Source organism: Actibacterium pelagium (genome assembly GCF_002285415.1).
Lineage (GTDB): Bacteria > Pseudomonadota > Alphaproteobacteria > Rhodobacterales > Rhodobacteraceae > Actibacterium_B > Actibacterium_B pelagium.
In genome coordinates, this window is sequence record NZ_NSBU01000004.1 from 120,694 (window position 1) to 140,610 (window position 19,917).

20 protein-coding genes are annotated in these 19,917 nt (G+C 59.8%); 11 read left to right on the top strand and 9 right to left on the bottom strand.

Going from position 1 to position 19,917, the window contains the following annotated elements; translation table 11 throughout:
* Window positions 1-165: 165 nt before the first annotated feature.
* From CLM58_RS00875 to CLM58_RS00910, 8 genes are all read left to right on the top strand, one after another.
* Window positions 166-663: a MarR family winged helix-turn-helix transcriptional regulator gene (locus CLM58_RS00875; RefSeq protein WP_095594028.1), complete on the top strand. Its 498-nt coding sequence runs from the start codon at window positions 166-168 to the stop codon at window positions 661-663.
* On the top strand, window positions 663-1,367 hold the full coding sequence (locus CLM58_RS00880) for a response regulator (protein ID WP_373286804.1): 705 nt from the start codon (window positions 663-665) through the stop codon (window positions 1,365-1,367). Before CLM58_RS00875 ends, CLM58_RS00880 begins: the two co-directional genes overlap by 1 nt.
* A gap of 3 nt (window positions 1,368-1,370) precedes the next feature.
* Window positions 1,371-1,640 carry a hypothetical protein gene (locus CLM58_RS00885; protein WP_095594029.1) on the top strand — a complete coding sequence of 90 codons (270 nt, stop codon included), beginning with the start codon at window positions 1,371-1,373 and terminating at the stop codon, window positions 1,638-1,640.
* A 95-nt stretch (window positions 1,641-1,735) separates the two neighbouring features.
* Entirely contained in the window at window positions 1,736-2,671 is a 936-nt protein-coding gene (locus tag CLM58_RS00890; protein ID WP_095594030.1) for a histone deacetylase family protein, read from the top strand.
* Window positions 2,668-2,910 carry an exodeoxyribonuclease VII small subunit gene (locus CLM58_RS00895; RefSeq protein WP_095594031.1) on the top strand — a complete coding sequence of 81 codons (243 nt, stop codon included), beginning with the start codon at window positions 2,668-2,670 and terminating at the stop codon, window positions 2,908-2,910. The genes CLM58_RS00890 and CLM58_RS00895 overlap by 4 nt, the downstream gene beginning before the upstream one ends.
* Complete coding sequence (locus CLM58_RS00900) at window positions 2,910-3,773, top strand: polyprenyl synthetase family protein (RefSeq protein ID WP_095594032.1); 864 nt, start codon at window positions 2,910-2,912, stop codon at window positions 3,771-3,773. The genes CLM58_RS00895 and CLM58_RS00900 overlap by 1 nt, the downstream gene beginning before the upstream one ends.
* A gap of 23 nt (window positions 3,774-3,796) precedes the next feature.
* On the top strand, window positions 3,797-5,725 hold the full coding sequence (gene dxs / locus CLM58_RS00905; RefSeq protein ID WP_095594033.1) for a 1-deoxy-D-xylulose-5-phosphate synthase: 1,929 nt from the start codon (window positions 3,797-3,799) through the stop codon (window positions 5,723-5,725).
* Between the two features lie 69 nt (window positions 5,726-5,794).
* Complete coding sequence (locus CLM58_RS00910) at window positions 5,795-6,439, top strand: androgen-induced gene 1 family protein (protein WP_095594034.1); 645 nt, start codon at window positions 5,795-5,797, stop codon at window positions 6,437-6,439.
* Here the strand turns inward: CLM58_RS00910 and CLM58_RS00915 are convergent.
* Both CLM58_RS00915 and CLM58_RS00920 read right to left on the bottom strand, forming a co-directional pair.
* Window positions 6,436-7,203, bottom strand: coding sequence for an ion transporter (locus CLM58_RS00915; protein WP_095594035.1), 768 nt, complete (start codon window positions 7,201-7,203; stop codon window positions 6,436-6,438). The genes CLM58_RS00910 and CLM58_RS00915 overlap by 4 nt on opposite strands.
* A gap of 73 nt (window positions 7,204-7,276) precedes the next feature.
* Window positions 7,277-7,921 carry a DUF1523 family protein gene (locus tag CLM58_RS00920; RefSeq protein ID WP_095594036.1) on the bottom strand — a complete coding sequence of 215 codons (645 nt, stop codon included), beginning with the start codon at window positions 7,919-7,921 and terminating at the stop codon, window positions 7,277-7,279.
* A 113-nt stretch (window positions 7,922-8,034) separates the two neighbouring features.
* Here CLM58_RS00920 and CLM58_RS00925 point away from each other — a divergent pair, with 113 nt between their 5' ends.
* Together CLM58_RS00925 and CLM58_RS00930 are read left to right on the top strand one after the other, a co-directional pair.
* Window positions 8,035-9,333, top strand: a complete 1,299-nt coding sequence (locus CLM58_RS00925; protein ID WP_095594037.1) for an acetylornithine deacetylase/succinyl-diaminopimelate desuccinylase family protein — start codon at window positions 8,035-8,037, stop codon at window positions 9,331-9,333.
* Window positions 9,330-10,889, top strand: a complete 1,560-nt coding sequence (locus CLM58_RS00930) for a hypothetical protein (RefSeq protein ID WP_095594038.1) — start codon at window positions 9,330-9,332, stop codon at window positions 10,887-10,889. The genes CLM58_RS00925 and CLM58_RS00930 overlap by 4 nt, the downstream gene beginning before the upstream one ends.
* Here the strand turns inward: CLM58_RS00930 and panC are convergent.
* The 5 genes from panC to CLM58_RS00955 all read right to left on the bottom strand — a co-directional run bounded on the left by panC (window position 10,886) and on the right by CLM58_RS00955 (window position 16,030).
* Window positions 10,886-11,734 carry a pantoate--beta-alanine ligase gene (gene panC / locus CLM58_RS00935; RefSeq protein WP_095594039.1) on the bottom strand — a complete coding sequence of 283 codons (849 nt, stop codon included), beginning with the start codon at window positions 11,732-11,734 and terminating at the stop codon, window positions 10,886-10,888. The two genes, CLM58_RS00930 and panC, sit on opposite strands and share 4 nt — an antisense overlap.
* Window positions 11,731-12,564 carry a 3-methyl-2-oxobutanoate hydroxymethyltransferase gene (gene panB / locus CLM58_RS00940; protein WP_095594040.1) on the bottom strand — a complete coding sequence of 278 codons (834 nt, stop codon included), beginning with the start codon at window positions 12,562-12,564 and terminating at the stop codon, window positions 11,731-11,733. The genes panC and panB overlap by 4 nt, the downstream gene beginning before the upstream one ends.
* 95 nt (window positions 12,565-12,659) lie before the next feature.
* On the bottom strand, window positions 12,660-13,277 hold the full coding sequence (locus tag CLM58_RS00945) for a glutathione S-transferase family protein (protein ID WP_095594041.1): 618 nt from the start codon (window positions 13,275-13,277) through the stop codon (window positions 12,660-12,662).
* Window positions 13,278-13,427: 150 nt separating this feature from the next.
* On the bottom strand, window positions 13,428-15,494 hold the full coding sequence (locus tag CLM58_RS00950; RefSeq protein WP_095594042.1) for a vWA domain-containing protein: 2,067 nt from the start codon (window positions 15,492-15,494) through the stop codon (window positions 13,428-13,430).
* Window positions 15,491-16,030, bottom strand: a complete 540-nt coding sequence (locus CLM58_RS00955; protein ID WP_095594772.1) for an RNA polymerase sigma factor — start codon at window positions 16,028-16,030, stop codon at window positions 15,491-15,493. Before CLM58_RS00955 ends, CLM58_RS00950 begins: the two co-directional genes overlap by 4 nt.
* 846 nt (window positions 16,031-16,876) lie before the next feature.
* On the opposite strand from CLM58_RS00955, the gene CLM58_RS00960 reads away from it, so the two are divergent.
* Complete coding sequence (locus CLM58_RS00960; protein WP_095594043.1) at window positions 16,877-18,085, top strand: aminotransferase-like domain-containing protein; 1,209 nt, start codon at window positions 16,877-16,879, stop codon at window positions 18,083-18,085.
* Here CLM58_RS00960 and CLM58_RS00965 read toward each other — a convergent pair.
* Entirely contained in the window at window positions 18,082-19,086 is a 1,005-nt protein-coding gene (locus tag CLM58_RS00965) for a P1 family peptidase (RefSeq protein ID WP_095594044.1), read from the bottom strand. The genes CLM58_RS00960 and CLM58_RS00965 overlap by 4 nt on opposite strands.
* A 9-nt stretch (window positions 19,087-19,095) precedes the next feature.
* Window positions 19,096-19,836 (bottom strand): SDR family oxidoreductase, encoded by a 741-nt coding sequence (locus CLM58_RS00970; RefSeq protein WP_095594045.1) that lies wholly within the window; start codon window positions 19,834-19,836, stop codon window positions 19,096-19,098.
* Window positions 19,837-19,917: the final 81 nt, after the last annotated feature.

The window sequence follows — 19,917 nt, forward strand, 5'->3', positions numbered from 1 at the left end:
CTGTCTCCCGTATTTCCAAGGCATTTTTCCATTAGTTGCGCGAGTTAAGTCCGCTTCGGACATATTCTTGCGCAAAAACTGGTGATCGCTAACAATTGATTCTTGGAAAGTCAACAAGACTGACATAAAATCCGGGAAACAAGGCAAATTGTGATCGGAGGCACGATGTCGGACAGCTCTCATGGCGGCGAAAGCCTGCTGTTTCTGACGGACGAGCAGCTGCGCAAGGGGATCGAGGCGATGTATTTCGCCTATCGTGGCTTCACCGCAGACCCGGACCGAATTCTGGACAATTACGCCTATGGCCGGGCCCACCACCGGGCCGTGCATTTCATCAACCGCAACCCGGGCACGACGGTAAACAACCTTCTGTCGATCCTTGGGGTGACGAAACAGTCGCTCAACCGCGTCCTGCGCACCCTGATCGCGGACGGTCTGGTGGAAAGCCGCGTCGGCAAACGCGACAAACGCGAGCGTCATCTGTTTCTGACCGAGGCCGGAACGGCGTTGGAACAAGAACTGTCAAATGCCCAGCGCGACCGGATGCGCGATGCCTATCGGAAGGCGGGGCCGCAGGCTGTCTCTGGATTTCGTCAGGTGCTTGAGGCAATGATGGATCCCGACATGCGGCGCCACTTTAATATGATCAAGGACAGTAATTGATGGCCATGGATCCCGAAGCGCATATTCTGATCGTCGATGATGACGAGCGTATCCGCGACCTTCTGCAAAAGTTCCTGATCCGCCATGGGTTCTGGGTAAGCGCTGCGCGCGATGCCGCCCATGCCCGACGCCTGCTCGCAGGGCTGGAGTTTGACCTGATCGTGCTGGACGTCATGATGCCGGGCGAAGACGGGATGAGCCTGACCCGGTCTTTGCGCGAGACCCTGCAGACCCCGATCCTGCTGCTGACGGCCAAGGGTGAAACAGCAGACCGGATTGCCGGGCTGGAAAGCGGGGCCGATGACTATCTGGCGAAACCGTTCGAGCCCAAAGAACTGCTGCTGCGCATCAATGCCATCCTGCGCCGCGTGCCCCAAGACGCGCCCGATGCCGCCCTACCCAAGCTCTTGCACCTTGGTCCCGTTCGTTATGACTGCGGGCGCGGAGAGCTTTGGCGAGGCGACGACCTGATCCGCCTGACCGCGACTGAAGCCGAGTTGATGAAGATCTTCTCGGCCCGCGCCGGTGAACCTGTCAGCCGTGCCGACCTAGTCGAAGAACTGGGCCGTGACGGCGGTCAGGCCCAAGAACGCGCAGTGGATGTTCAGATCACAAGGCTAAGACGCAAGATCGAGAACAATCCCCGCCAGCCCCGCTATCTGCAAACGGTACGCGGCGCGGGTTATATGCTGGCGCCTGACTGACCCATGACCAAAACCTTCCTGCGATTTCAACTGGTGAACCTGTTGGTGTCACTGGTGGTCTGGTTGGCCTTCCCGATCTCGGTGGGTGGCGTGGACCTGACCGCCCCGATGTTCATCGCCAAGATAATCGCCCTGATCTGGTTCAACCGCTTCCCGCGCAGCAGTGATCTTGCCAGCATCGCGTTCTTTGCGCTCGCCTGTGTCGAGGTCTACCTGATGTTCATCTACGGTAACTTCTCGATCTACACGTTCTTGCTGCACAGGTTTGCCTAGGCCCAAAGGGGCACGGGTATGGCGGCGATTGGCGCAAAAGAGTTCCTCTTGGATTGCTCCTTGAACTGATGCCGGGTTTGGGCTTGTCTCGATCCATGACCACAGCGCTCCTGACCCACCCCGATTGCCTTGACCATGTGACTCCGATGGGCCACCCGGAAAGGGTGGATCGGCTGACCTCGATCCTGAAACGTCTGGACGACCCCGAGTTCGACGATTTGCAGCGGGTCGAGGCCCCCTTGTGCGAAGACGCTGATATTCTGCGATGCCACCCTGAAACCTATCTGACCCGCATCAAGAACGCGGTGCCGGTGCAGGGGCACACGATGCTGGATGGGGATACACATATGTCGCCGGGCTCTCTGGCGGCCGCGCGCCGGGGTGTTGGGGCCAATGTCAAAGCGGTCGATATGGTGCTGGGCGGAGAGGTGCAGAATGCCTTTTGCGCCACCCGTCCCCCGGGCCACCATGCCGAGACCGAAACCGCGATGGGGTTTTGCCTGTTCGGAAATGTCTCGATTGCCGCAAAACACGCGCTGGACCACCACGGCCTGTCGCGCGTCGCGATCATCGACTTTGATGTCCATCACGGAAACGGCACGCAGGACCTGATGTGGGATGAACGGCGGGTGCTGTTTGCCTCGACCCACCAGATGCCGCTTTACCCCGGATCTGGCGCGACGCTTGAGCGCGGGGCACATGGCAATATCGTCAACGTTCCGCTTGCGCCGCTTACTGGGCACGAGGCACTTCGCGGCGCTTGGCATGACCTGATCCAGCCGCAGATGGACCGTTTCGCGCCCGAACTTGTGCTGGTTTCAGCCGGGTTCGACGCCCATATCGCTGACCCGCTGGCCAACCTTCAGTGGCACGAAGATGATTTTGCGTGGATCACCGAAGAAATCTGCGCTCTGGCGGATCGACATGCACAGGGCCGGGTGGTCTCGACTCTGGAGGGCGGATATGATCTGGATGCGCTCGCAAACAGCGTTGCGGCGCATGTGAAGGTTTTGATGGAGCAAGGCGCATGAGCGACACCCCCGTTGCCGAGATGACATTCGAACAGGCCATGGCCGAGCTGGAAGGCGTTGTGGGCCAGCTGGAACGCGGCGACGTGCCGCTGGACCAGTCGATCACGCTGTATGAACGCGGCGCGGCGCTGAAGGCCCACTGCGAAACCAAGCTTAAGGAAGCCGAGGAAAAGGTCGCCGCCATCACCCTGAACAAGGATGGCGAGCCCACCGGCACCACCCCCGTCGAAGGCATGTGATGTTTCAAGAGCGCCTGAAAGAGGTCGCCGGTCTGGTCGAGACACGGCTGCAAAAGGCTTTGGCCGACGACGCCAATCAGCCCGTGACCGAGGCTATGCGCTATACCCTGCGGGGCGGCAAACGCCTGCGCGCCTTTCTGGTGATGGAATCTGCCCGGCTGCACGGGATCAAGGACGCCCTGAACGCCGCCGCTGCGGTCGAGGCGCTGCACGCCTATTCTCTGGTCCATGACGACCTGCCCTGCATGGATGACGACGATCTGCGCCGGGGCCAGCCAACGATCCATGTTAAGTGGGATCAGGCCACAGCCGTTCTGGCGGGCGATGCCTTGCAGACGCTGGCCTTTGATCTTCTTTCCGACCCGGCGTGCCACCATGATCCGGCGGTGCGCATTGCTTTGGTCTCCGGCATGGCGAAGGCCTCTGGCATTCGCGGCATGGTGCTGGGTCAGGCACTGGACATCGCCGCCGAGACCGCACCAGACCCGCTGACGCTGGAACAGATTACCGAATTGCAGGCCGGGAAAACCGGCGCCCTGATCGAGTGGTCCGCCACGGCCGGCGCTGTGCTGGGCCAAGCCGATACCACGCCACTGGCGACCTATGCGCGCGACCTTGGGTTGGCCTTCCAGATCTGGGACGATGTGCTGGATGTCGAAGGCGATGCGACCAAGGTCGGCAAAGCCGTGGGCAAGGATAGCGATGCGGGCAAGGCCACCTTTGTGTCCCTGCTGGGGCTGGATGGGGCCAAAGCACGGGCTCGGGCCCTTATTGACGACGCGGAAGCCGCGCTAGTTCCTTATGGTAAGGACGCAGAAACCTTGCGGGAATGCGCCCGTTTCGTTATCTCGCGCGAGATGTAATACTGGGCCCCTGAAAGTCAGCCATGAGTGACCGACCTCATACCCCCCTTCTGGACCGCGTGAATGTGCCTGCGGACCTAAAGCAGTTCTCGGATGCAGAGCTGCGACAGGTCGCGGATGAACTGCGGACCGAAACCGTGTCTGCCGTATCTGAAACCGGCGGACATCTGGGCGCGGGACTGGGTGTGGTCGAACTGACAGTTGCCTTGCACGCCGTATTTGATACGCCCAAGGATCGGCTGATCTGGGATGTGTCGCACCAGTGCTATCCGCATAAAATCCTGACCGGCCGCCGCGACCGCATTCGCACCCTGCGGACGAAGGACGGGCTGTCGGGCTTCACCAAACGGTCGGAAAGCCCCTATGACCCGTTCGGCGCGGCGCATAGCTCTACCTCTATCTCTGCGGCGCTTGGCTTTGCCGTTGCGCGTGATCTGGGCGGGGCGCCGGACTATGGCATTGGTGATGCGATTGCCGTGATCGGTGATGGCTCGATGTCGGCGGGCATGGCTTTTGAGGCGATGAACAACGCGGGTCACCTGAAAAAACGCATGATCGTCATCCTCAACGACAACGAGATGTCGATTGCACCGCCCGTAGGCGCCCTGTCGTCTTACCTGTCGGACCTCTATGCCGGCGCTCCGTTCCAAGAGCTGAAAGCCGCCGCCAAAGGCGCGGTCAGCCTGCTGCCAGAACCGTTCCAAGAAGGCGCACGTCGCGCCAAAGACATGCTGAAACACATGACCGTGGGCGGCACGTTGTTCGAAGAGCTGGGCTTCTCTTACGTCGGGCCGATCGACGGCCACGACATGGAACAGCTGCTTAGCGTGTTGCGAACCGTCAAGGACCGCGCCACCGGGCCGATCCTGATCCACGCGATCACCAAGAAAGGCAAGGGCTATGCCCCGGCTGAGAACCGCGACGACAAGGGCCATGCAACGGCCAAGTTCGACGTGATCACCGGAAAGCAGAAGAAAGCCCCCTCGAACGCACCGTCCTACACCAACGTCTTTGGCAATGCGCTGGTCGATCTGGCCGCCAAGGATGACAAGATCGTCGCCGTGACCGCTGCGATGCCGGATGGCACCGGGCTAAGCCTGTTTGCCGAGCGCTACCCCTCTCGGTGCTTTGACGTCGGCATTGCCGAGCAGCATGGCGTCACATTCTGTGCCGCGCTTGCCGCCGGCGGAATGAAGCCCTTCTGCGCGATGTATTCGACCTTCCTGCAACGCGGCTATGACCAAGTTGTCCACGACGTCGCGATCCAGCGTTTGCCGGTTCGCTTTGCCATCGACCGCGCAGGGCTGGTCGGGGCCGATGGCGCGACCCACGCCGGCTCGTTTGACATCGCCTACATGGCCAACCTGCCGGACATGGTTGTCATGGCGGCCGCGGACGAGGCAGAGCTGAAACACATGGTCGCCACCGCCGCCGCCTATGATGACGGCCCCATCGCCTTCCGCTATCCGCGCGGTGAAGGCGTCGGCGTGGAGATGCCCGAAATCGGTGAAATCCTTGAGATCGGCAAAGGCCGGATCATTCGGGAAGGCGCGCGCGTCGCGCTTCTGTCCTTCGGCACCCGCTTGGCCGAAACCGAAAAGGCGGCAGAGGCGCTGTCGGCCCGGGGCATCAACCCCACCATCGTCGACGCCCGTTTCGCCAAGCCGCTGGACCGCGAACTGATCCTTGATCTGGGCGCAAACCACGAATGCCTGATCACCATCGAAGAAGGCGCCGTGGGAGGCTTTGGCAGCCACGTTGCGCAGCTTCTGGCAGAAGAAGGCGTGTTTGACAGCGGGCTCAAGTACCGCTCGATGGTGCTGCCGGATACTTTCATCGATCAGGCCTCGCCCCAGCAGATGTACGAGGTCGCCAAACTGCAGGCCGAGGACATCGAAGCCAAGGTGCTGGATACGCTTGGTATCGCACGGATCGACAGCCTGCGGGCCTAATAACCCAACGTTAGACTTTACTGAGGCGACCTGACCGGGCCACGCTGGCCTAGGTTATGGAGTAGCGCCATGAACATTCACGGACGTCCTGTACGGGCTTATCGTTGGATCGTATTCCTGCTGGCGGTGGGATACACGATCTATAACGTCGTGACCTCGGACTATACCAACTTTGGCGGACCGTTCCGGTTTCTGACCATCTGGGGCCTGATCGTTTCGATGATTTCGGCCTACTTCATGCTGTCGCTCAGCTCTGGCTGGCGCGACGGGGACTACCGCATCACAGCGATGAGCGCCTCTGTCCTGAATGTGATGGTGATGTTCCTTTACTGGAAACTGTACTTCACCGACCCCAACCTGCTGCATGCAGATGGCCCGCCGCCCTTCCTTCAGCAGTATTACCTGCATCTGGCAGGGCCGTTTCTGCAAATCTTTGACGCGCTGTTCATTGCCCGGGTCTACCGCCGGCCTCTGCGCGCCGTTCCGCAACTGATGGCAATCATCATGGCCTACGTCGCGTGGGGAGAGTTGGTGATCCAGAACCTGAACGACAGCCCAGCCGGGTCTGTCACCAGCGGTCTGGCCTATCCTTTTCTGAACTCTATGACATTCCCGGAACGCGGCGTCTTCTATGCCTCAAACGCCGGTATCGCACTGGTCATTCTAGCGGGCTTTGCCGCGCTTAGCTGGGTGCTTCGCCTGAACCGGGCCTAGGCCTTGTCGGACAGTTTCGCCTCGATCGCAGCAAGACGTGTCAAAACCTGATCGCGATACTCGTCCGTCTGGTCATTGGCCTCTTGCTCATGCGCATCCTGCATCGAGTTCACGATCAAACCCACGACAAGGTTAACCACCGCGAATGTGGTGACCATGATGAACGGCACGAAGAAGGCCCAGGCATAAGGCTGAACTTCCATTACCGGGCGGACAATTCCCATCGACCAGCTTTCCAGCGTCATGATCTGGAACAGGGAATAGGCCGACAGCCCAAGCGTGCCAAACCATTCGGGGAAGGTCTGACCAAACAGTTTCGTGGCCATGACCGAGCCGATGTAGAAGATGATCGCCATCAGCAAAAAGACCGAACCCATGCCGGGCAGCGCGCGCACGAAACCCTCGACCACGCGGCGCAGACTTGGGGCCGCAGACAGAACGCGCAGCACACGCAAAATTCGCATGGCCCGCAGGACCGAGATCGCCTCGGCGGCTGGCACAAGTGCTATGCCGACGATGACAAAGTCAAAGATGTTCCAGCCGTCTCGGAAAAACTTCAGCCGGTGGGCAAATAGTTTCGCGGCAATCTCCACCACAAAGACTGTAAGACAGGCTGTATCCAGCGCTTCGATCAACCCACCGAACTTAGCTGTGATCGTGCCCGAGGTTTCCAGACCAAGGATCACAGCGTTGAACATGATCACGCCAAGAATAAAATACCGCACCTTCGGGCGGCTTAGAAATTCTGCTACGGTCTCGCGCATAGTATGATCCTGCTCTCTATCCCTTCAAAGGGGTATGGCGCAGGGCAGGCTTTGGATCAAGTCACTGGGGTCTTTAACGACCACGCAAGCGGTCCCACCAGCGACCGGCCTGACCCTTGGCTTCATCGGCCCGTGCCTCTGCCGCGTCCCAGGTGTCTTCGACATCCTCTATCAGCGGGTCGATGGTCCGCATCCGGAACCGGCGCCACGCGCGCCATAGGGCCAAGAACGCGATCAGAAGACCTGTCAGGATCACGATATTCACCCACGGGATCAGGCGGACATCAGGCCCAGCGACAGGCTTTACCCCGATCGCGTTCGGGAAGATCGACAAGAATTCATTCCGCCAGCCATAATGGGTGATGGCGACCCATTCGGGGTCATTCTTGGTTGACTGGGTATCGGCGATTTCGGTCTGCAAAGTGGCCGTGTCGAACTTGAAATACGGTGGCCAGCCCCAGCCTGTGTCCTCATTCCGATAGACCATGGCCTTGCCGTTGGCTTTGACCGCGCGAATGAACATCACGTCGCGATTGATCAGCTCGGCCGTGGCCGTATCCGGCGTCGACCAGAACAAGGTGGTCCAGCCCGACAGGTCCTGTCGTTCCTCATAGGTATCAATCACACGCACGATGTCGCGCTGCGGAAGCGTGTAGTGCAGAAACCCAAAAATGAAGGCCAGCAGCAGAATGCGCAGGACCATTTTCACATAAGCCATCGGGAACCCCCTGTTCGTTCCTGCCTTAGATAAAGGAAGTTCCGCCCGAGTCCACAACCCCCGGGCACTGATTGCCAATTGCCGCAGGGGCGGCACAAGGCTAGGGTTCGGCCATGTCTTCGACGACCGAAACCCGCCTTTTGCAAGAGATCGACGCACGGCGCGATGCATTGGCTGCGCTTTGTGCGGATTTGATCCGCATTCCAACGCTGAACCCGCCGGGAACGAACTATCGCGAGATTTGCGAATTTCTGGCCAAACGGCTTGAGGCCGCGGGGTTCTCCGTTGAACTGATCCGTGCCGAAGGTGCACCAGCCGATAGCGAACAGCACCCACGCTGGAACCTTGTGGCCCGTCACGAAGGGACGGCACCGGGCGAGTGTGTCCATTTCAACAGCCACCACGACGTGGTCGAGGTTGGCCACGGCTGGACCGTCGATCCTTTTGGCGGAGAGGTCCGGGATGGCCGCGTCTATGGGCGCGGGGCCTGCGACATGAAAGGCGGGTTGGCCGCCAGCGTCATCGCAGCAGAAGCCTTTATCACGGCCTGCCCGAACTATCGCGGCGCGATTGAAATCAGCGCCACCGCGGACGAAGAATCCGGCGGCTATGGCGGCGTCGCGTATTTGGCCGAGAAAGGCTATTTCGACCCAGCCCGCGTCCAGCATGTCATTATTCCTGAACCCTTGAACAAAGACCGGATTTGCCTTGGCCATCGCGGCGTCTGGTGGGCCGAGATCGAAACCAAGGGGCGCATCGCCCACGGCTCTATGCCCTTCCTTGGCGACTGCGCCGTACGCCACATGGGCGCGGTCATTGCCGAGATGGAAGAAACGCTCTTCCCTGCCCTGATGGAACGCCGGACCGAGATGCCCGTCGTCCCCGAAGGCGCACGCAATGCCACGTTGAACATCAACGCCATTCATGGCGGCGAACCCGAGCAGGACAAAGACTATACCGGTCTGCCCGCCCCCTGCGTGCCCGACCGCTGTCAGATCACCATCGACCGCCGGTTCCTGATCGAAGAAGAACTGGACAACGTCAAAGCCGAGATCACCGCACTGATGGAACGCGTCCGCGCCGCGCGCCCCGGCTTCGACTATGAGATCCGCGACCTGTTCGAGGTCCAGCCCACGATGACCGACCGCGACGCCCCGATCGTGCAAAGCGTCGAACGCGCGATCCGACAGGTGATGGCGAAGGACCCCGATTTCGTGGTCTCCCCGGGCACCTATGACCAGAAACATATCGACCGGATTGGCAAGCTGAAGAACTGCATCGCCTACGGACCGGGCATTCTGGACCTTGCCCACCAGCCGGACGAATGGGTGGGTATCGACGATATGGCCGACAGCGCCAAGGTCATGGCTTTGACCCTTGCAGAACTGTTGGCGGCGGAACGACGCGAATGAACTTTTCAAGCCAACAGAAATACCAAATCGCTTCGACATTGGTGTTCGCGATGTGGACCGTTCAGCTGGTCTTGCGCGCGATGGAATTCACAGGTGGTGTTTTCGTCTACTCCATCGACGACCCGTATATTCACCTGTCCGTGGCCGAGAATATCCTGTTGGGCGGCTATGGGATCAACGCGAACGAGTTCTCTTCCCCGTCATCCTCGATCCTTTACCCGTTCCTTGTGGCAGGGATGCTGGCACTTGGGGCTGGCGATTTGGGGCCGTTGATCCTGAACGTGCTACCGGGGATGGCCGTGATCTGGCTGATTTCAGGCGCGATCTGGCCGGTCTTCGAAAGGCAATCAGGGCCCGTCGCCCGTGTTCTGCGGATTCTATCAGTCCCTTTGATGATCCTCGCGCTGAATATGACCGCACTGCCCCTAACCGGGATGGAGCATCCATTGCACATCTTGGCGACCTTGTGGATTGCCCTTGGCCTGCTTCGCTTTGGCAAGACGGGCCGGGTTGGGGTGATGCTGGGGATTGGCATCCTTCTGTCACCTATGATCCGGTTCGAAGGATTGGCCTTCTCGGGCGCGGCTTTGCTTGTGCTTCTCGCCATGGGGCGATGGCGCCCGGCGATCGCACTTGGCGCAGCTCTGACAGCGCTGCTTGCGACCTATGTTCTGCTGATGAAGTTTCTGGGCCTGCCCGCCCTGCCAAGTTCAGTCCTGACGAAATCTGGCGTTGCCGAAACTGCCTATGGCGGAGACTTTGCCGCTATCCTGAGTTCAGTTTGGGATAACTTGATCAAGAAACTGTCAGAGCTACCCGACCTCATTCTGACTGTTTGCGCCTTGCTGATCGCCATTTCACTGCCACTGCTTGGACAAGCTGGCAAGGCAATACGCCCCTTGGCTGTGGCTGCGATCATGGCGCTGCTGGCACAGGTTCTGTTTGGACGGGAAGACATTTTCGGCCGCTACGAAAACTATGCCAACGCCATTGCGTTGGTCAGCCTTGCCCTTTGTTTCACAGTATTTTCGACGCGCAGCGCGGCGATAATGTTGACATTCGTTCTAGCCCCGATGGCCTATAGCCACTTCGCATACTGGGTGCTTACCCCGCCTTCGGCGTTCAACACCTTCGGTCAGCAGTATCAGATGCATCTTTTTGCGACCCGATACTTTCCGCACAATCTGGTAGCCAATGACATCGGGCTGGTCTCATATCAGAACGACCAACATGTGCTGGATATCTACGGGCTGGGCTCGGAAGAGGCCCGCAAACTGCGCGCCGAAGGCCCGCTGCAACCAGAGCAGATCAAGGCTTTGTCACAAAAGGCCGGGTCGGACTATGCGATGATTTATACGCACTGGCTGACAAACGGCGTTCCGGACAGCTGGTGTCTTGCAGCGGAAATGAACACGCCCCGCGTCAGCGCAGCCCATGACACCGTGTCGATCTTCCTGTTGACCCCAGAGCTGGAGCCAGAAATGCGCGCAGCACTTTCGGAGTTCGCGACAACCTTGCCCGCGACAACGGACCTAACAGAGTTCGACTGCCCTTAAGGGTCAACGCCGATATTGTCGATCAGGCGAACCCCGGCCAGATTGGCCGCCGCCAGCAAGCGTGCGGGTTCCGCGAATTCAGACATCGGCGACAGGGTTCCGACCGAACGCAACTCTAGGTATTCCACGTCGATGAACCCGGCGCGCACCACTTCGTCGCTGGCCTCGGCCAAAACCTTGGCGATGTCTTCGCCCGCCTTGATCCGCTCCGCAGCGCGCACCATGGCAGCGTTCAGCGCCGGGGCCTTGATCCGGGCGCGGTCGGACAGCAGCAGGTTGCGGGACGACATCGCCAGCCCATCTTCCTCGCGGATGGTAGGGCAGCCGATAACCTCGATCGGTATATTCAGGTCCAGCGCAAGGCGTTTGACCAGTTGCAGCTGCTGGTAGTCCTTGTTCCCGAAATAGGCCTTGTCGGCCTGCGTCTGCAGGAACAGCTTGGTGACAACCGTCGCCACACCATCAAAATGGCCCGGGCGATGCGCACCTTCCAGATCTTCGGTCACACCAGAGACAGAGACATTGGTATTGAAGCCCTGCGGATACATCTCGTCCCCGTCAGGCACATAGATCGCGTCCACCTTGTAAGAGGCCAGCTTTTCGGCGTCCTCTTCTTCGGTGCGGGGATAGTTTTCTAGGTCTTCGGGATTGTTGAACTGCTTTGGGTTCACGAAGATCGTGACAATCACCCGGTCACAGCCATCCTTTGCGGCCTTGACCAGCGACAGGTGACCCTGGTGCAGCGCGCCCATTGTGGGGACCACGCCAACGACCTCGCCCGCCATCTTCCACTGGCGGACCATCGTGCGAAGCTCCGCCAGATTGCGCACGATGGGCGCAATCATTTCTTTGGCTCCGGGGCTTTGTCACCAAATACGTGCTCGGCTGCCGGGAAGGCGCGAGAGCGGACTTCATCAGCATAATCAGCAATCGCCTTGTCAGCATCGTCGCCCAAAGTGGCATAACGCTTGGCGAACTTCGGTTTGAACGCGGTGAACAGGCCCAGCATGTCGTCGATCACAAGAATCTGGCCGTCACAGCCTGCGGACGCACCGATCCCAATCGTCGGGATCGGGATCGCAGCGGTGATTTCGTCTGCCAGAGAGGCCGGAACCTTTTCCAGCACGACCGAGAAGGCACCCGCCTTCGCCACAGCCTCGGCATCGGCCATGATGCGTTCGCGGTCTTCGCCACGGCCCTGCACCTTGTAACCGCCAAGCGTGTTGATCGCCTGGGGGGTCAGCCCGATATGGGCCATGACAGGGATCGAACGGTTTGTCAGAAACTCGATTGTTGGCGCCATGGTCACGCCGCCTTCCAGCTTTACCGCGCCCGCGCCGGTTTCACGCATGATGCGCGCTGCGTTGCGCAGGGCTTGCTCGGGCGATTCCTCGTAGGAGCCGAACGGCATATCCACGACCATCATCGCCTGCTTAAGGCCACGCGCAACGGCTTGGCCATGCATCACCATCATGTCCATCGTGACGCCAATGGTCGAAGGCAGCCCGTGGTGCACCATGCCCACGCTGTCACCGACCAGAATGATATCGCAATGCGGATCGGTCAGCTGCGCAAACGGCGTGGTATAGGCCGTCAGGCAGACCAGCGGCGTGCCGCCCTTGCGGGCCAGAATATCTGACGGCATCGGGGCCGTCTTCTTTGCGGTGGCGCTCATTCCGCCCTCCTCGCATCAGAATTCAAGTGAGAGGGTTATAACGCCGCAACGCAGAATTACTAGTCCAACGCTGCGCGACGAAACAAAGCAGCTTATTATCTGCGGGGAAAAAATTCCTGCGGCGTTTTCATAGCTTTTAGGCCACGCATCCGCTTTAGCCAGTCTTGCATGGGTGGGGTTGGCTTTACCCCTGCCCCGTCCAGCCATTGCGTATAGCCCCAGATCGCGCAATCGCCGATACCGGGACGGTCACCATGGAAAAATGGGTTTTCACCCAGCAAAACAGCAAGGTTTTTAGCGTCCGCATCGAACCGGTTCCGCAGCCATTCGATCGCGCCGTCTGGGAACCCGGCACCATCAACGCGGCGCGCTTCCTTCAACTGTGGCAGACACATACCGATCCGGTTGGCCTCCCACATAAGCAGTTCTCGGCCGCGACGTAACCCGGCGGGGGTCTCGCCGCCCAGACACTTATAGCGGGTCGCAATTTCCAGAAGGATGGCCCCGGATTGCGTATAGGATTCGCCGTCGATCTGAAGCAATGGCACTTCTTTGAAAGGGCTCGCAGCCAGAAACTCCTTGGGCCGCTCAGAGGGATCAGCCCAAATATCGACCCAAACTGTTCTGTGAGAAAGCTCCGCCAAGGACAGCGCAAGGGCGACCTTGCAAGCATGGCCCGAGTCCGGGTGACCGAAAAGAGCAAGACTATCCATAATCACTCTCTAAAATCGAAAATTCGATGCCAATAGATACCACTGCAACACCGTCTGCAATGACCGGATTTCCGCGTAATGTAGAGGGTAAATCGCCTTGCAATTTAGACAGATCACGGCCGCGCTCTGATCAGAACGACGGCCGTTGTTTTAGCGCGACAGGCTATCGGCCAGTCGCATCAGCGTCACCGCTTCGCTGCGATAGCCGAAGGGGTCGTCACCCTTGGCCTCTGCTGCCAGAGTTGCGGCGTCCACAAAACCCCAATCGCCAAGCAAGCTGTCATCGCGCAGCAGCTGGCCAAACCCAGCGATGGCTGCAGCAAAGCGAGCGTCCTGATCCGCACCGGTCAGGGTGGAGCCGATAGGGGTTTCGATCAGCTGGCTTTCGGTCACACCCGGTTCCTTATAGCGCAGGCGTAGGAAGCCAAGCTCATCCGCAGGGCCGCCCTTTTCCGATACTGCGTAGCGGAGCGGATCATTCAGAACGGCGGGGGAACCGACCGGAGTGATTTCATAGATCGCGGTGACAGAGTGGCCGGCGCCGATCTCTCCGGCATCCACTTTGTCGTTGTTGAAATCCTCTCGCCGCAGGGCGCGGGTTTCATAGCCAATCAAGCGGTATTCGGCGACGGTGGCGGGGTTGAACTCGACTTGAATCTTCACGTCGTTGGCGATGGGGAAGAGCGCGCCGGTCAACTGGTCGACCAGCACTTTGCGCGCCTCGGCCAGCGTGTCGATATAGGCGGCCTGCCCGTTGCCGTTCTGCGCGAGCGCCTGCATCGTGGCATCGTCCAGATTACCCCGACCAAAACCCAGAACCGACAGGTAGGTGCCCGTGTCACGCTTATCCGCAATGAAATCCTTCAGCGCCTCGGGGTCCGACAGGCCCACGTTGAAATCCCCATCGGTGGCCAACAGGATGCGAGAGACCTCTCCGTCCTCGGCCATGCCTTCAGCCACGGCATAGGCTTGTTGCAGCCCAGCCTGTCCTGCGGTTGAGCCGCCTGCTTCCAATTGGTCCAGCGCGTTTAATATCTTGGCCTGATCGCTGGCCGGGGTCGGGGCCAGCACCTGACCGGCGCTGCCGGCATAGGTGACGATAGCGACCTGATCTTCGGGGCGCAGTTCCGACAACATCAGGCGCAGGCTTTGCTTGAGCAGCGGCAACTTGTTGGCGTTTTGCATCGAACCAGAGGTGTCGATCAGGAAGACAAGGTTCAACGGTGGGCGATCTTCGACCGCGGGCAATTGTCCCTGCAAACCAATGTGGACCAATTGTGTGCCTTCGTTCCACGGGGTCTGGAAAGTCTGGACCGTGGTACGGAACGGAGCCTCGCCCGCATCCGGCGCGGCATAGTCATAGGGGAAATAGTTCACCATCTCCTCGACCCGCACCGCCTCTTTCGGTGGCAATCGGCCGGACATGATCGACTGGCGAACTACCGAATAAGACGCCGTGTCCACGTCGATCGAAAAGGTCGATACGGGCTCCTCAATCGTGACTTTCAGCGAGTTCGGGGCCTCATTCGCGAAGGTTTCGGTCTCTGCCTGTGGCAGAAGAAGCCTGTTTGGCTGCACCTCAGCCTGAGGGGGCGCAGGAACCACCACAGATTTCGACCGCGCCGGCGCAGCACCAGAGGTCACCCCCAAAGGTGCAGCTTGGCGTCGCAGCATTTGCGGGGCGACGGCTTGTGCCTGTCCTGTGACCTGACCGATGCTCAGATCACGATCCATTGGGGCAGCCTCCATCGCGATTTCTGCATCCAACAGTGGCTCTTCCATAACCGGTTCAATCATGGGCTCGGCCATAAGCTCTGCACTCTCGTTGCGGACCACTGGGGTCTTCTGAGCAACCACACCACTGGTCGCCACATCGTCATCGGTGGCCAGCCCTGGGGCAGGTGGCGCGACCGAAGGCGGGGTCAACACACCCGGTGCATTTGGCAAGATCACGAACAGGGCAAGGCCCGCTGCGATCAGTCCGGTCGATGCGGCCAATGCACCGCGAGACGTCAAATTCCCTAGCATTTTCGAAACTCCATTCCAGAAACCCGCCCTATTTTTGGGGGCGTCAGTACTGGGACGCGCCGGATCAGCGGTTTCTTGGAGAGTGTCGAAATTTTCCATCGCTGCCCTGAGATGCGCGGCTTTCATATCGGCATCTGGGGCGGGCGTGTCCTGCAGGGCGGCACGCAGGCGGTCAAACTCGTCTGTCATGGCTGCTCCTCTTCTGCATGGATGGCTTTCAGGTGGCGCTTCGCCTCGGAAACGCGCCAGGCGACGGTGCCTTCAGAGACCTCCAACACCGCAGCGGTTTCCTTCTGGCTTAGGCCTTCGCCAAGGGTCAGTGTCAGCGTATCGCGCAACTCGTCCGGCAGGGCGCGCATGGCCTGAACCAGCCAGTCGCGGGCTTCGGCTTCTTCGCGATTGGCGGCTTGGCGGGTAATTTCCCAATCGCCCCATCCCCCGGCTGCTTTATCATGGGTGGCAGAGCGGCGACGGCGATCGTGGGCGGCGTTCACGGTGACGCGGTAGAGCCAAGTGGTAAACTTGGCATCCCCCCGAAACCCATCCAGCTTCGCGGGAAGCGCCATGCAGATGTCCTGCGTCAAATCTTCTGCCTCGGCCCGATCACCGGTCATGCGCATCGCGAAGGCGAACAACCGATCATAATGGCGCGCCAACAGCACCGAAAAGGCGCTGCGATCCCCGGCGGCCGAGGCCAGGGCAAGCTGTTCATCCGATACCGTCATACGCATGTCATACCCTATGACGCAGCCCAAAGGCGGTTTCTTGGAAACTTGGCCGATTATTTTTGAGAAAGTTTAATTCGAAGATCGCGATCCCTTCCCAGAAGGGGTGCATCTGCGGACCTTACGGATTTTAAGGACCATAGAATGCACCCCACCTTCTGGAGGGAAAACGTGCGATCCTCAAACGGACCGCGAAAACGTCAGGACAGCCAACCCTGGCCAGAGCAATTGCTGCAGCGGCGGGTTCCAATGCCATAACAACCATCGCAACGCGCAAAGATGTTATGTCCGTAGACATCTTTGCCCTTCACGACTTGACGTCGACCGCCGCAAATCTCGCAGACGGACAAGCCTGACCCCGAGCATCGGTGGCAGCGTCGTTTTGTATCTACTTCGTTTTTACCGGGGGCGTTCTTAAGCGCCCAAAGTGGCTGGACCATACTATTCTATCTCAGAAATCTACTAACACGATATGAATGCTAGGCCGGTTCAGGCCTGCGCGAATAAGAAAGGCGCGCGTGCTGGAAAAATCAGCAGAAGCCCGCCAATATTACCACAAAACCACCGTTTGAATGCGCTAAATTTTGCCGAGCAAACAGGCGTTATAACCTTAAGAATATTGGTTTTGTCGAATTGGCTACGCCTGAGTATCCGTGGGCATCGTTCGCCCAGCCCAAGTGAAGCGAATCGAAATCGCCCCGCAAACCTCTCGATGCACAGCCACTTTGGGGGTAGGCCAAAAGCTTGGTTAAATCGTCCGCAGGGAAATATTCGGAAACATATGTCAGCACTATTGACATAAACGAAGAATCCGAAGACTTTGTGGCGACATAATCGGAGCCCCCAATGTCCCTGACCGACATTTTCGCGACACGTTCCAGCCGGATGAAAGCCTCGGAAATACGAGAGCTTCTGAAACTCTTGGAACAACCAGACATCATTTCCTTCGCGGGCGGCATTCCCGACCCCAACCTGTTCCCGATGGACGCCTTCCGCGAGGCACTGGCCGAAGCCATGCAGGAACCGGGGTCGCTGCAATATTCCGCGACCGAAGGCTACGCCCCTCTGCGCAGCTGGCTGGCAGAGCAGATGACCGTGCTGGAAGTCCCATGTTCGGCCAAAAACATCCTGATCACCTCGGGGTCGCAGCAAGCGTTGGACCACCTTGGCAAGCTGTTCCTGTCCCCGGGGGATACCACGCTGTTGGGATGGCCCACCTATCTGGGGGCCTTGGGGGCCTTCAACGCGTACGAGCCACGCTATGACCGGCTGGACCCCGGCAGCAACCGCGCACCAGAAGACTTCGCCGCAGCAGCTGCCGAGAACGGTGGACAGGTCAAGATGGCCTATCTCTCGGTCGATTTCTGCAACCCGACCGGGGTCACCCAGACCCGCGACGAACGCCTGCAAGTCCTACACATGGCCGATGCTCTGGATTGCGCGGTCATCGAAGATGCCGCTTATCAATCGCTGCGCTTTGACGGAGAGGCCTTGCCCCCAATCCTTGCGCTAGAGATCGCCAAAAAAGGCGATATCGACAAATGCCGGACGATCTATTGCGGCAGCTTCTCAAAGACCCTGTCGCCGGGATTGCGCGTGGGCTGGGTCTGCGCGGCAGAAGAGGTCATTCAGCAGCTTGTCCTGCAGAAACAGGCCGGTGACCTGCACAGCCCGACCCTGAACCAGATCGCGATCGAGAAGGTCGCGCGCCGGCATTTCCTGTCGCACGTGGCTACGATCAAATCCGCCTATCGCGCCCGGCGCGACGCCATGCTGGCCGCGCTAGAGAAGTATATGCCAGAGGGTGTCGACTGGACCCGCCCTGAAGGCGGGATGTTCATCTGGATGACCCTGCCGCCATCAATGGACAGTCAGGATATCTTCAAGACCGCAGTGGAGGAAAAACGCGTGGCTTTCGTTCCCGGAAGCCCGTTCTACCCGGATGGAACCGGGGCTAATACGATGCGATTGAACTTCTCGAACGCGAACGAAGACATGATCACCGAAGGTGTGTCACGGTTGGCAGAGGTCATTCGCGCGGCGATGGCTGCCTAAGCCCGACCGAACCGGGCAGCCCAAGTCAGCTTGGTGTCCCCATGCGCAGCGTGGGCGGCGTGGACCCCTCGGGCAATCGCCCGCGCCAGACAGGTCGCGGCGGCATGGCCAATCAACAAGCTTTCAGACACCGGGTCCGCCAAGGATCGGCTCCCCGTGCTGACGGCGAATACAAGATCTCCGTCCATCGGAGTGTGGCTGGGCTGGATCGCGCGCGCCATGCCATCATGTGCAGCCACCGCCATGCGGGATGCCTGCGCTTTGGTCAGGTCAGCATCCGTCGCGACGATGGCGATGGTGGTGTTTTTGTCCTCAAGCCCTTTCACCCGTGGCAGCGCATACGGGTCAGGCTGGCCCTGTCCAAGCCCACCGAATTCGCCGTCCATTTCCCACGGCGCCGCCAGAAACTCTGGCCCCTCGCCCATCAGGACGGTTCCTAGGGAATTCACAGCCACCAGTGCCCCCACGGTCACACCCGAAGGCAGCACGACCGAGGCCGACCCCAAGCCCCCCTTCAAATCGGCCGTCAAAGCGCCCGTTCCTGCCCCGGTGGTGCCAAGTGCAAAGCTGGTATCGGCGTCGTTCAGCGCCTCTATTCCGATCCGCGCATAGGGGTTCGCGGACCATGTTTTGTCGCCACCGTTCAACAGGTCAAACAGGATGGCCCCGGGTACGATCGGAACCCTTTGGTCGCCAACGGCAAACCCGCGTCCCCGCGCGCGCAAGGCATCGGCCACACCGGACGCGGCATCCAGCCCAAAGGCCGACCCGCCCGACAGTACCAGCGCGTCGACCTTCTGAACGGTTTTGTCAGGCGCCAGAAGGTCGGTTTCGCGCGTTCCCGGGGCGCCGCCCATGATGTGCACACCTGCGGTAAAGGGCGCATCCCCCACCACCACTGTGGCGCCGGTTTTGATCGTCTCATCCGAGGCATTACCCACCAACAGGCCCGGCACATCAGTGATCAGGTTGCGGGGACCGGGGAATAGTTTGTCAGCCATGACACCTCTTTAGATACAGCGACCGCCATCGACCTCTAGCGCGACGCCAGTGATCATGTCGGCCTCGTCCGAACACAGGAACAGCGCGGCATTGGCCAGATCTTCGGGGGTCGAGAACCGCCCGATGGGAATCGTTGACAGGAACTTGGCGCGCATCTCGGGCGTGTCCTCTCCCATGAAGCTTTTCAACAAGGGCGTTTCGCCCGCGACCGGGTTCAGTGCATTCACGCGGATGCCGTGCGGCGCAAGCTCGACCGCCATGGTGCGGGTCGCGGTGATCATCCAGCCTTTTGAAGCATTATACCAGTTCAGCTTGGGGCGCGGCGAAACGCCTGCCGTAGAAGCGATGTTCAGGATGACGCCGCTTTCGCGCTGCTTCATCGCCGGAACAAAAGCGCGCGCCGTCAGATAGACCGACTTCGCATTCACCGCCAGAACGCGGTCAAAGTCCTCTTCTTCGACATCTTCCAGCAGGCCCGGCATATGGGTCACGCCTGCGTTGTTCACCAGAATATCCGGCACGCCGAACGCCTTGGACGCCGCACGCGCCATAGCCTTCACAGAGGGTCCGCTGGCCACGTCAACCTCGTGCGCCAGACCGCCAATCTCGTCAGCTACCCGCTGTGCGGCTTCCACGTTTATGTCTGCGACCATCACCCGCGCACCTTCCTGCGCAAAGCGACGGGCGATACCTTCTCCGAAACCAGATCCCCCACCGGTGATAATCGCGGTTTTTCCCTGTAACCTCATGAACTTCTCCCTACCGGCATTCTGCGCCGGTTGCACCGTTTAGGCAAACGCGGAGTGCAAAGAAAAAGGCGCGCCGTGCAT

Excerpts from the sequence above, each read along its gene's own strand:
- CLM58_RS00875 (WP_095594028.1), top strand. The coding sequence starts at position 166 with ATGTCGGACAGCTCTCATGGCGGCGAAAGCCTGCTGTTTCTGACGGAC.
- CLM58_RS00880 (WP_373286804.1), top strand. The coding sequence starts at position 663 with ATGGCCATGGATCCCGAAGCGCATATTCTGATCGTCGATGATGACGAG.
- CLM58_RS00885 (WP_095594029.1), top strand. The coding sequence starts at position 1,371 with ATGACCAAAACCTTCCTGCGATTTCAACTGGTGAACCTGTTGGTGTCA.
- CLM58_RS00890 (WP_095594030.1), top strand. The coding sequence starts at position 1,736 with ATGACCACAGCGCTCCTGACCCACCCCGATTGCCTTGACCATGTGACT.
- CLM58_RS00895 (WP_095594031.1), top strand. The coding sequence starts at position 2,668 with ATGAGCGACACCCCCGTTGCCGAGATGACATTCGAACAGGCCATGGCC.
- CLM58_RS00900 (WP_095594032.1), top strand. The coding sequence starts at position 2,910 with ATGTTTCAAGAGCGCCTGAAAGAGGTCGCCGGTCTGGTCGAGACACGG.
- dxs (WP_095594033.1), top strand. The coding sequence starts at position 3,797 with ATGAGTGACCGACCTCATACCCCCCTTCTGGACCGCGTGAATGTGCCT.
- CLM58_RS00910 (WP_095594034.1), top strand. The coding sequence starts at position 5,795 with ATGAACATTCACGGACGTCCTGTACGGGCTTATCGTTGGATCGTATTC.
- CLM58_RS00915 (WP_095594035.1), bottom strand. The coding sequence starts at position 7,203 with ATGCGCGAGACCGTAGCAGAATTTCTAAGCCGCCCGAAGGTGCGGTAT.
- CLM58_RS00920 (WP_095594036.1), bottom strand. The coding sequence starts at position 7,921 with ATGGCTTATGTGAAAATGGTCCTGCGCATTCTGCTGCTGGCCTTCATT.
- CLM58_RS00925 (WP_095594037.1), top strand. The coding sequence starts at position 8,035 with ATGTCTTCGACGACCGAAACCCGCCTTTTGCAAGAGATCGACGCACGG.
- CLM58_RS00930 (WP_095594038.1), top strand. The coding sequence starts at position 9,330 with ATGAACTTTTCAAGCCAACAGAAATACCAAATCGCTTCGACATTGGTG.
- panC (WP_095594039.1), bottom strand. The coding sequence starts at position 11,734 with ATGATTGCGCCCATCGTGCGCAATCTGGCGGAGCTTCGCACGATGGTC.
- panB (WP_095594040.1), bottom strand. The coding sequence starts at position 12,564 with ATGAGCGCCACCGCAAAGAAGACGGCCCCGATGCCGTCAGATATTCTG.
- CLM58_RS00945 (WP_095594041.1), bottom strand. The coding sequence starts at position 13,277 with ATGGATAGTCTTGCTCTTTTCGGTCACCCGGACTCGGGCCATGCTTGC.
- CLM58_RS00950 (WP_095594042.1), bottom strand. The coding sequence starts at position 15,494 with ATGACAGACGAGTTTGACCGCCTGCGTGCCGCCCTGCAGGACACGCCC.
- CLM58_RS00955 (WP_095594772.1), bottom strand. The coding sequence starts at position 16,030 with ATGACGGTATCGGATGAACAGCTTGCCCTGGCCTCGGCCGCCGGGGAT.
- CLM58_RS00960 (WP_095594043.1), top strand. The coding sequence starts at position 16,877 with ATGTCCCTGACCGACATTTTCGCGACACGTTCCAGCCGGATGAAAGCC.
- CLM58_RS00965 (WP_095594044.1), bottom strand. The coding sequence starts at position 19,086 with ATGGCTGACAAACTATTCCCCGGTCCCCGCAACCTGATCACTGATGTG.
- CLM58_RS00970 (WP_095594045.1), bottom strand. The coding sequence starts at position 19,836 with ATGAGGTTACAGGGAAAAACCGCGATTATCACCGGTGGGGGATCTGGT.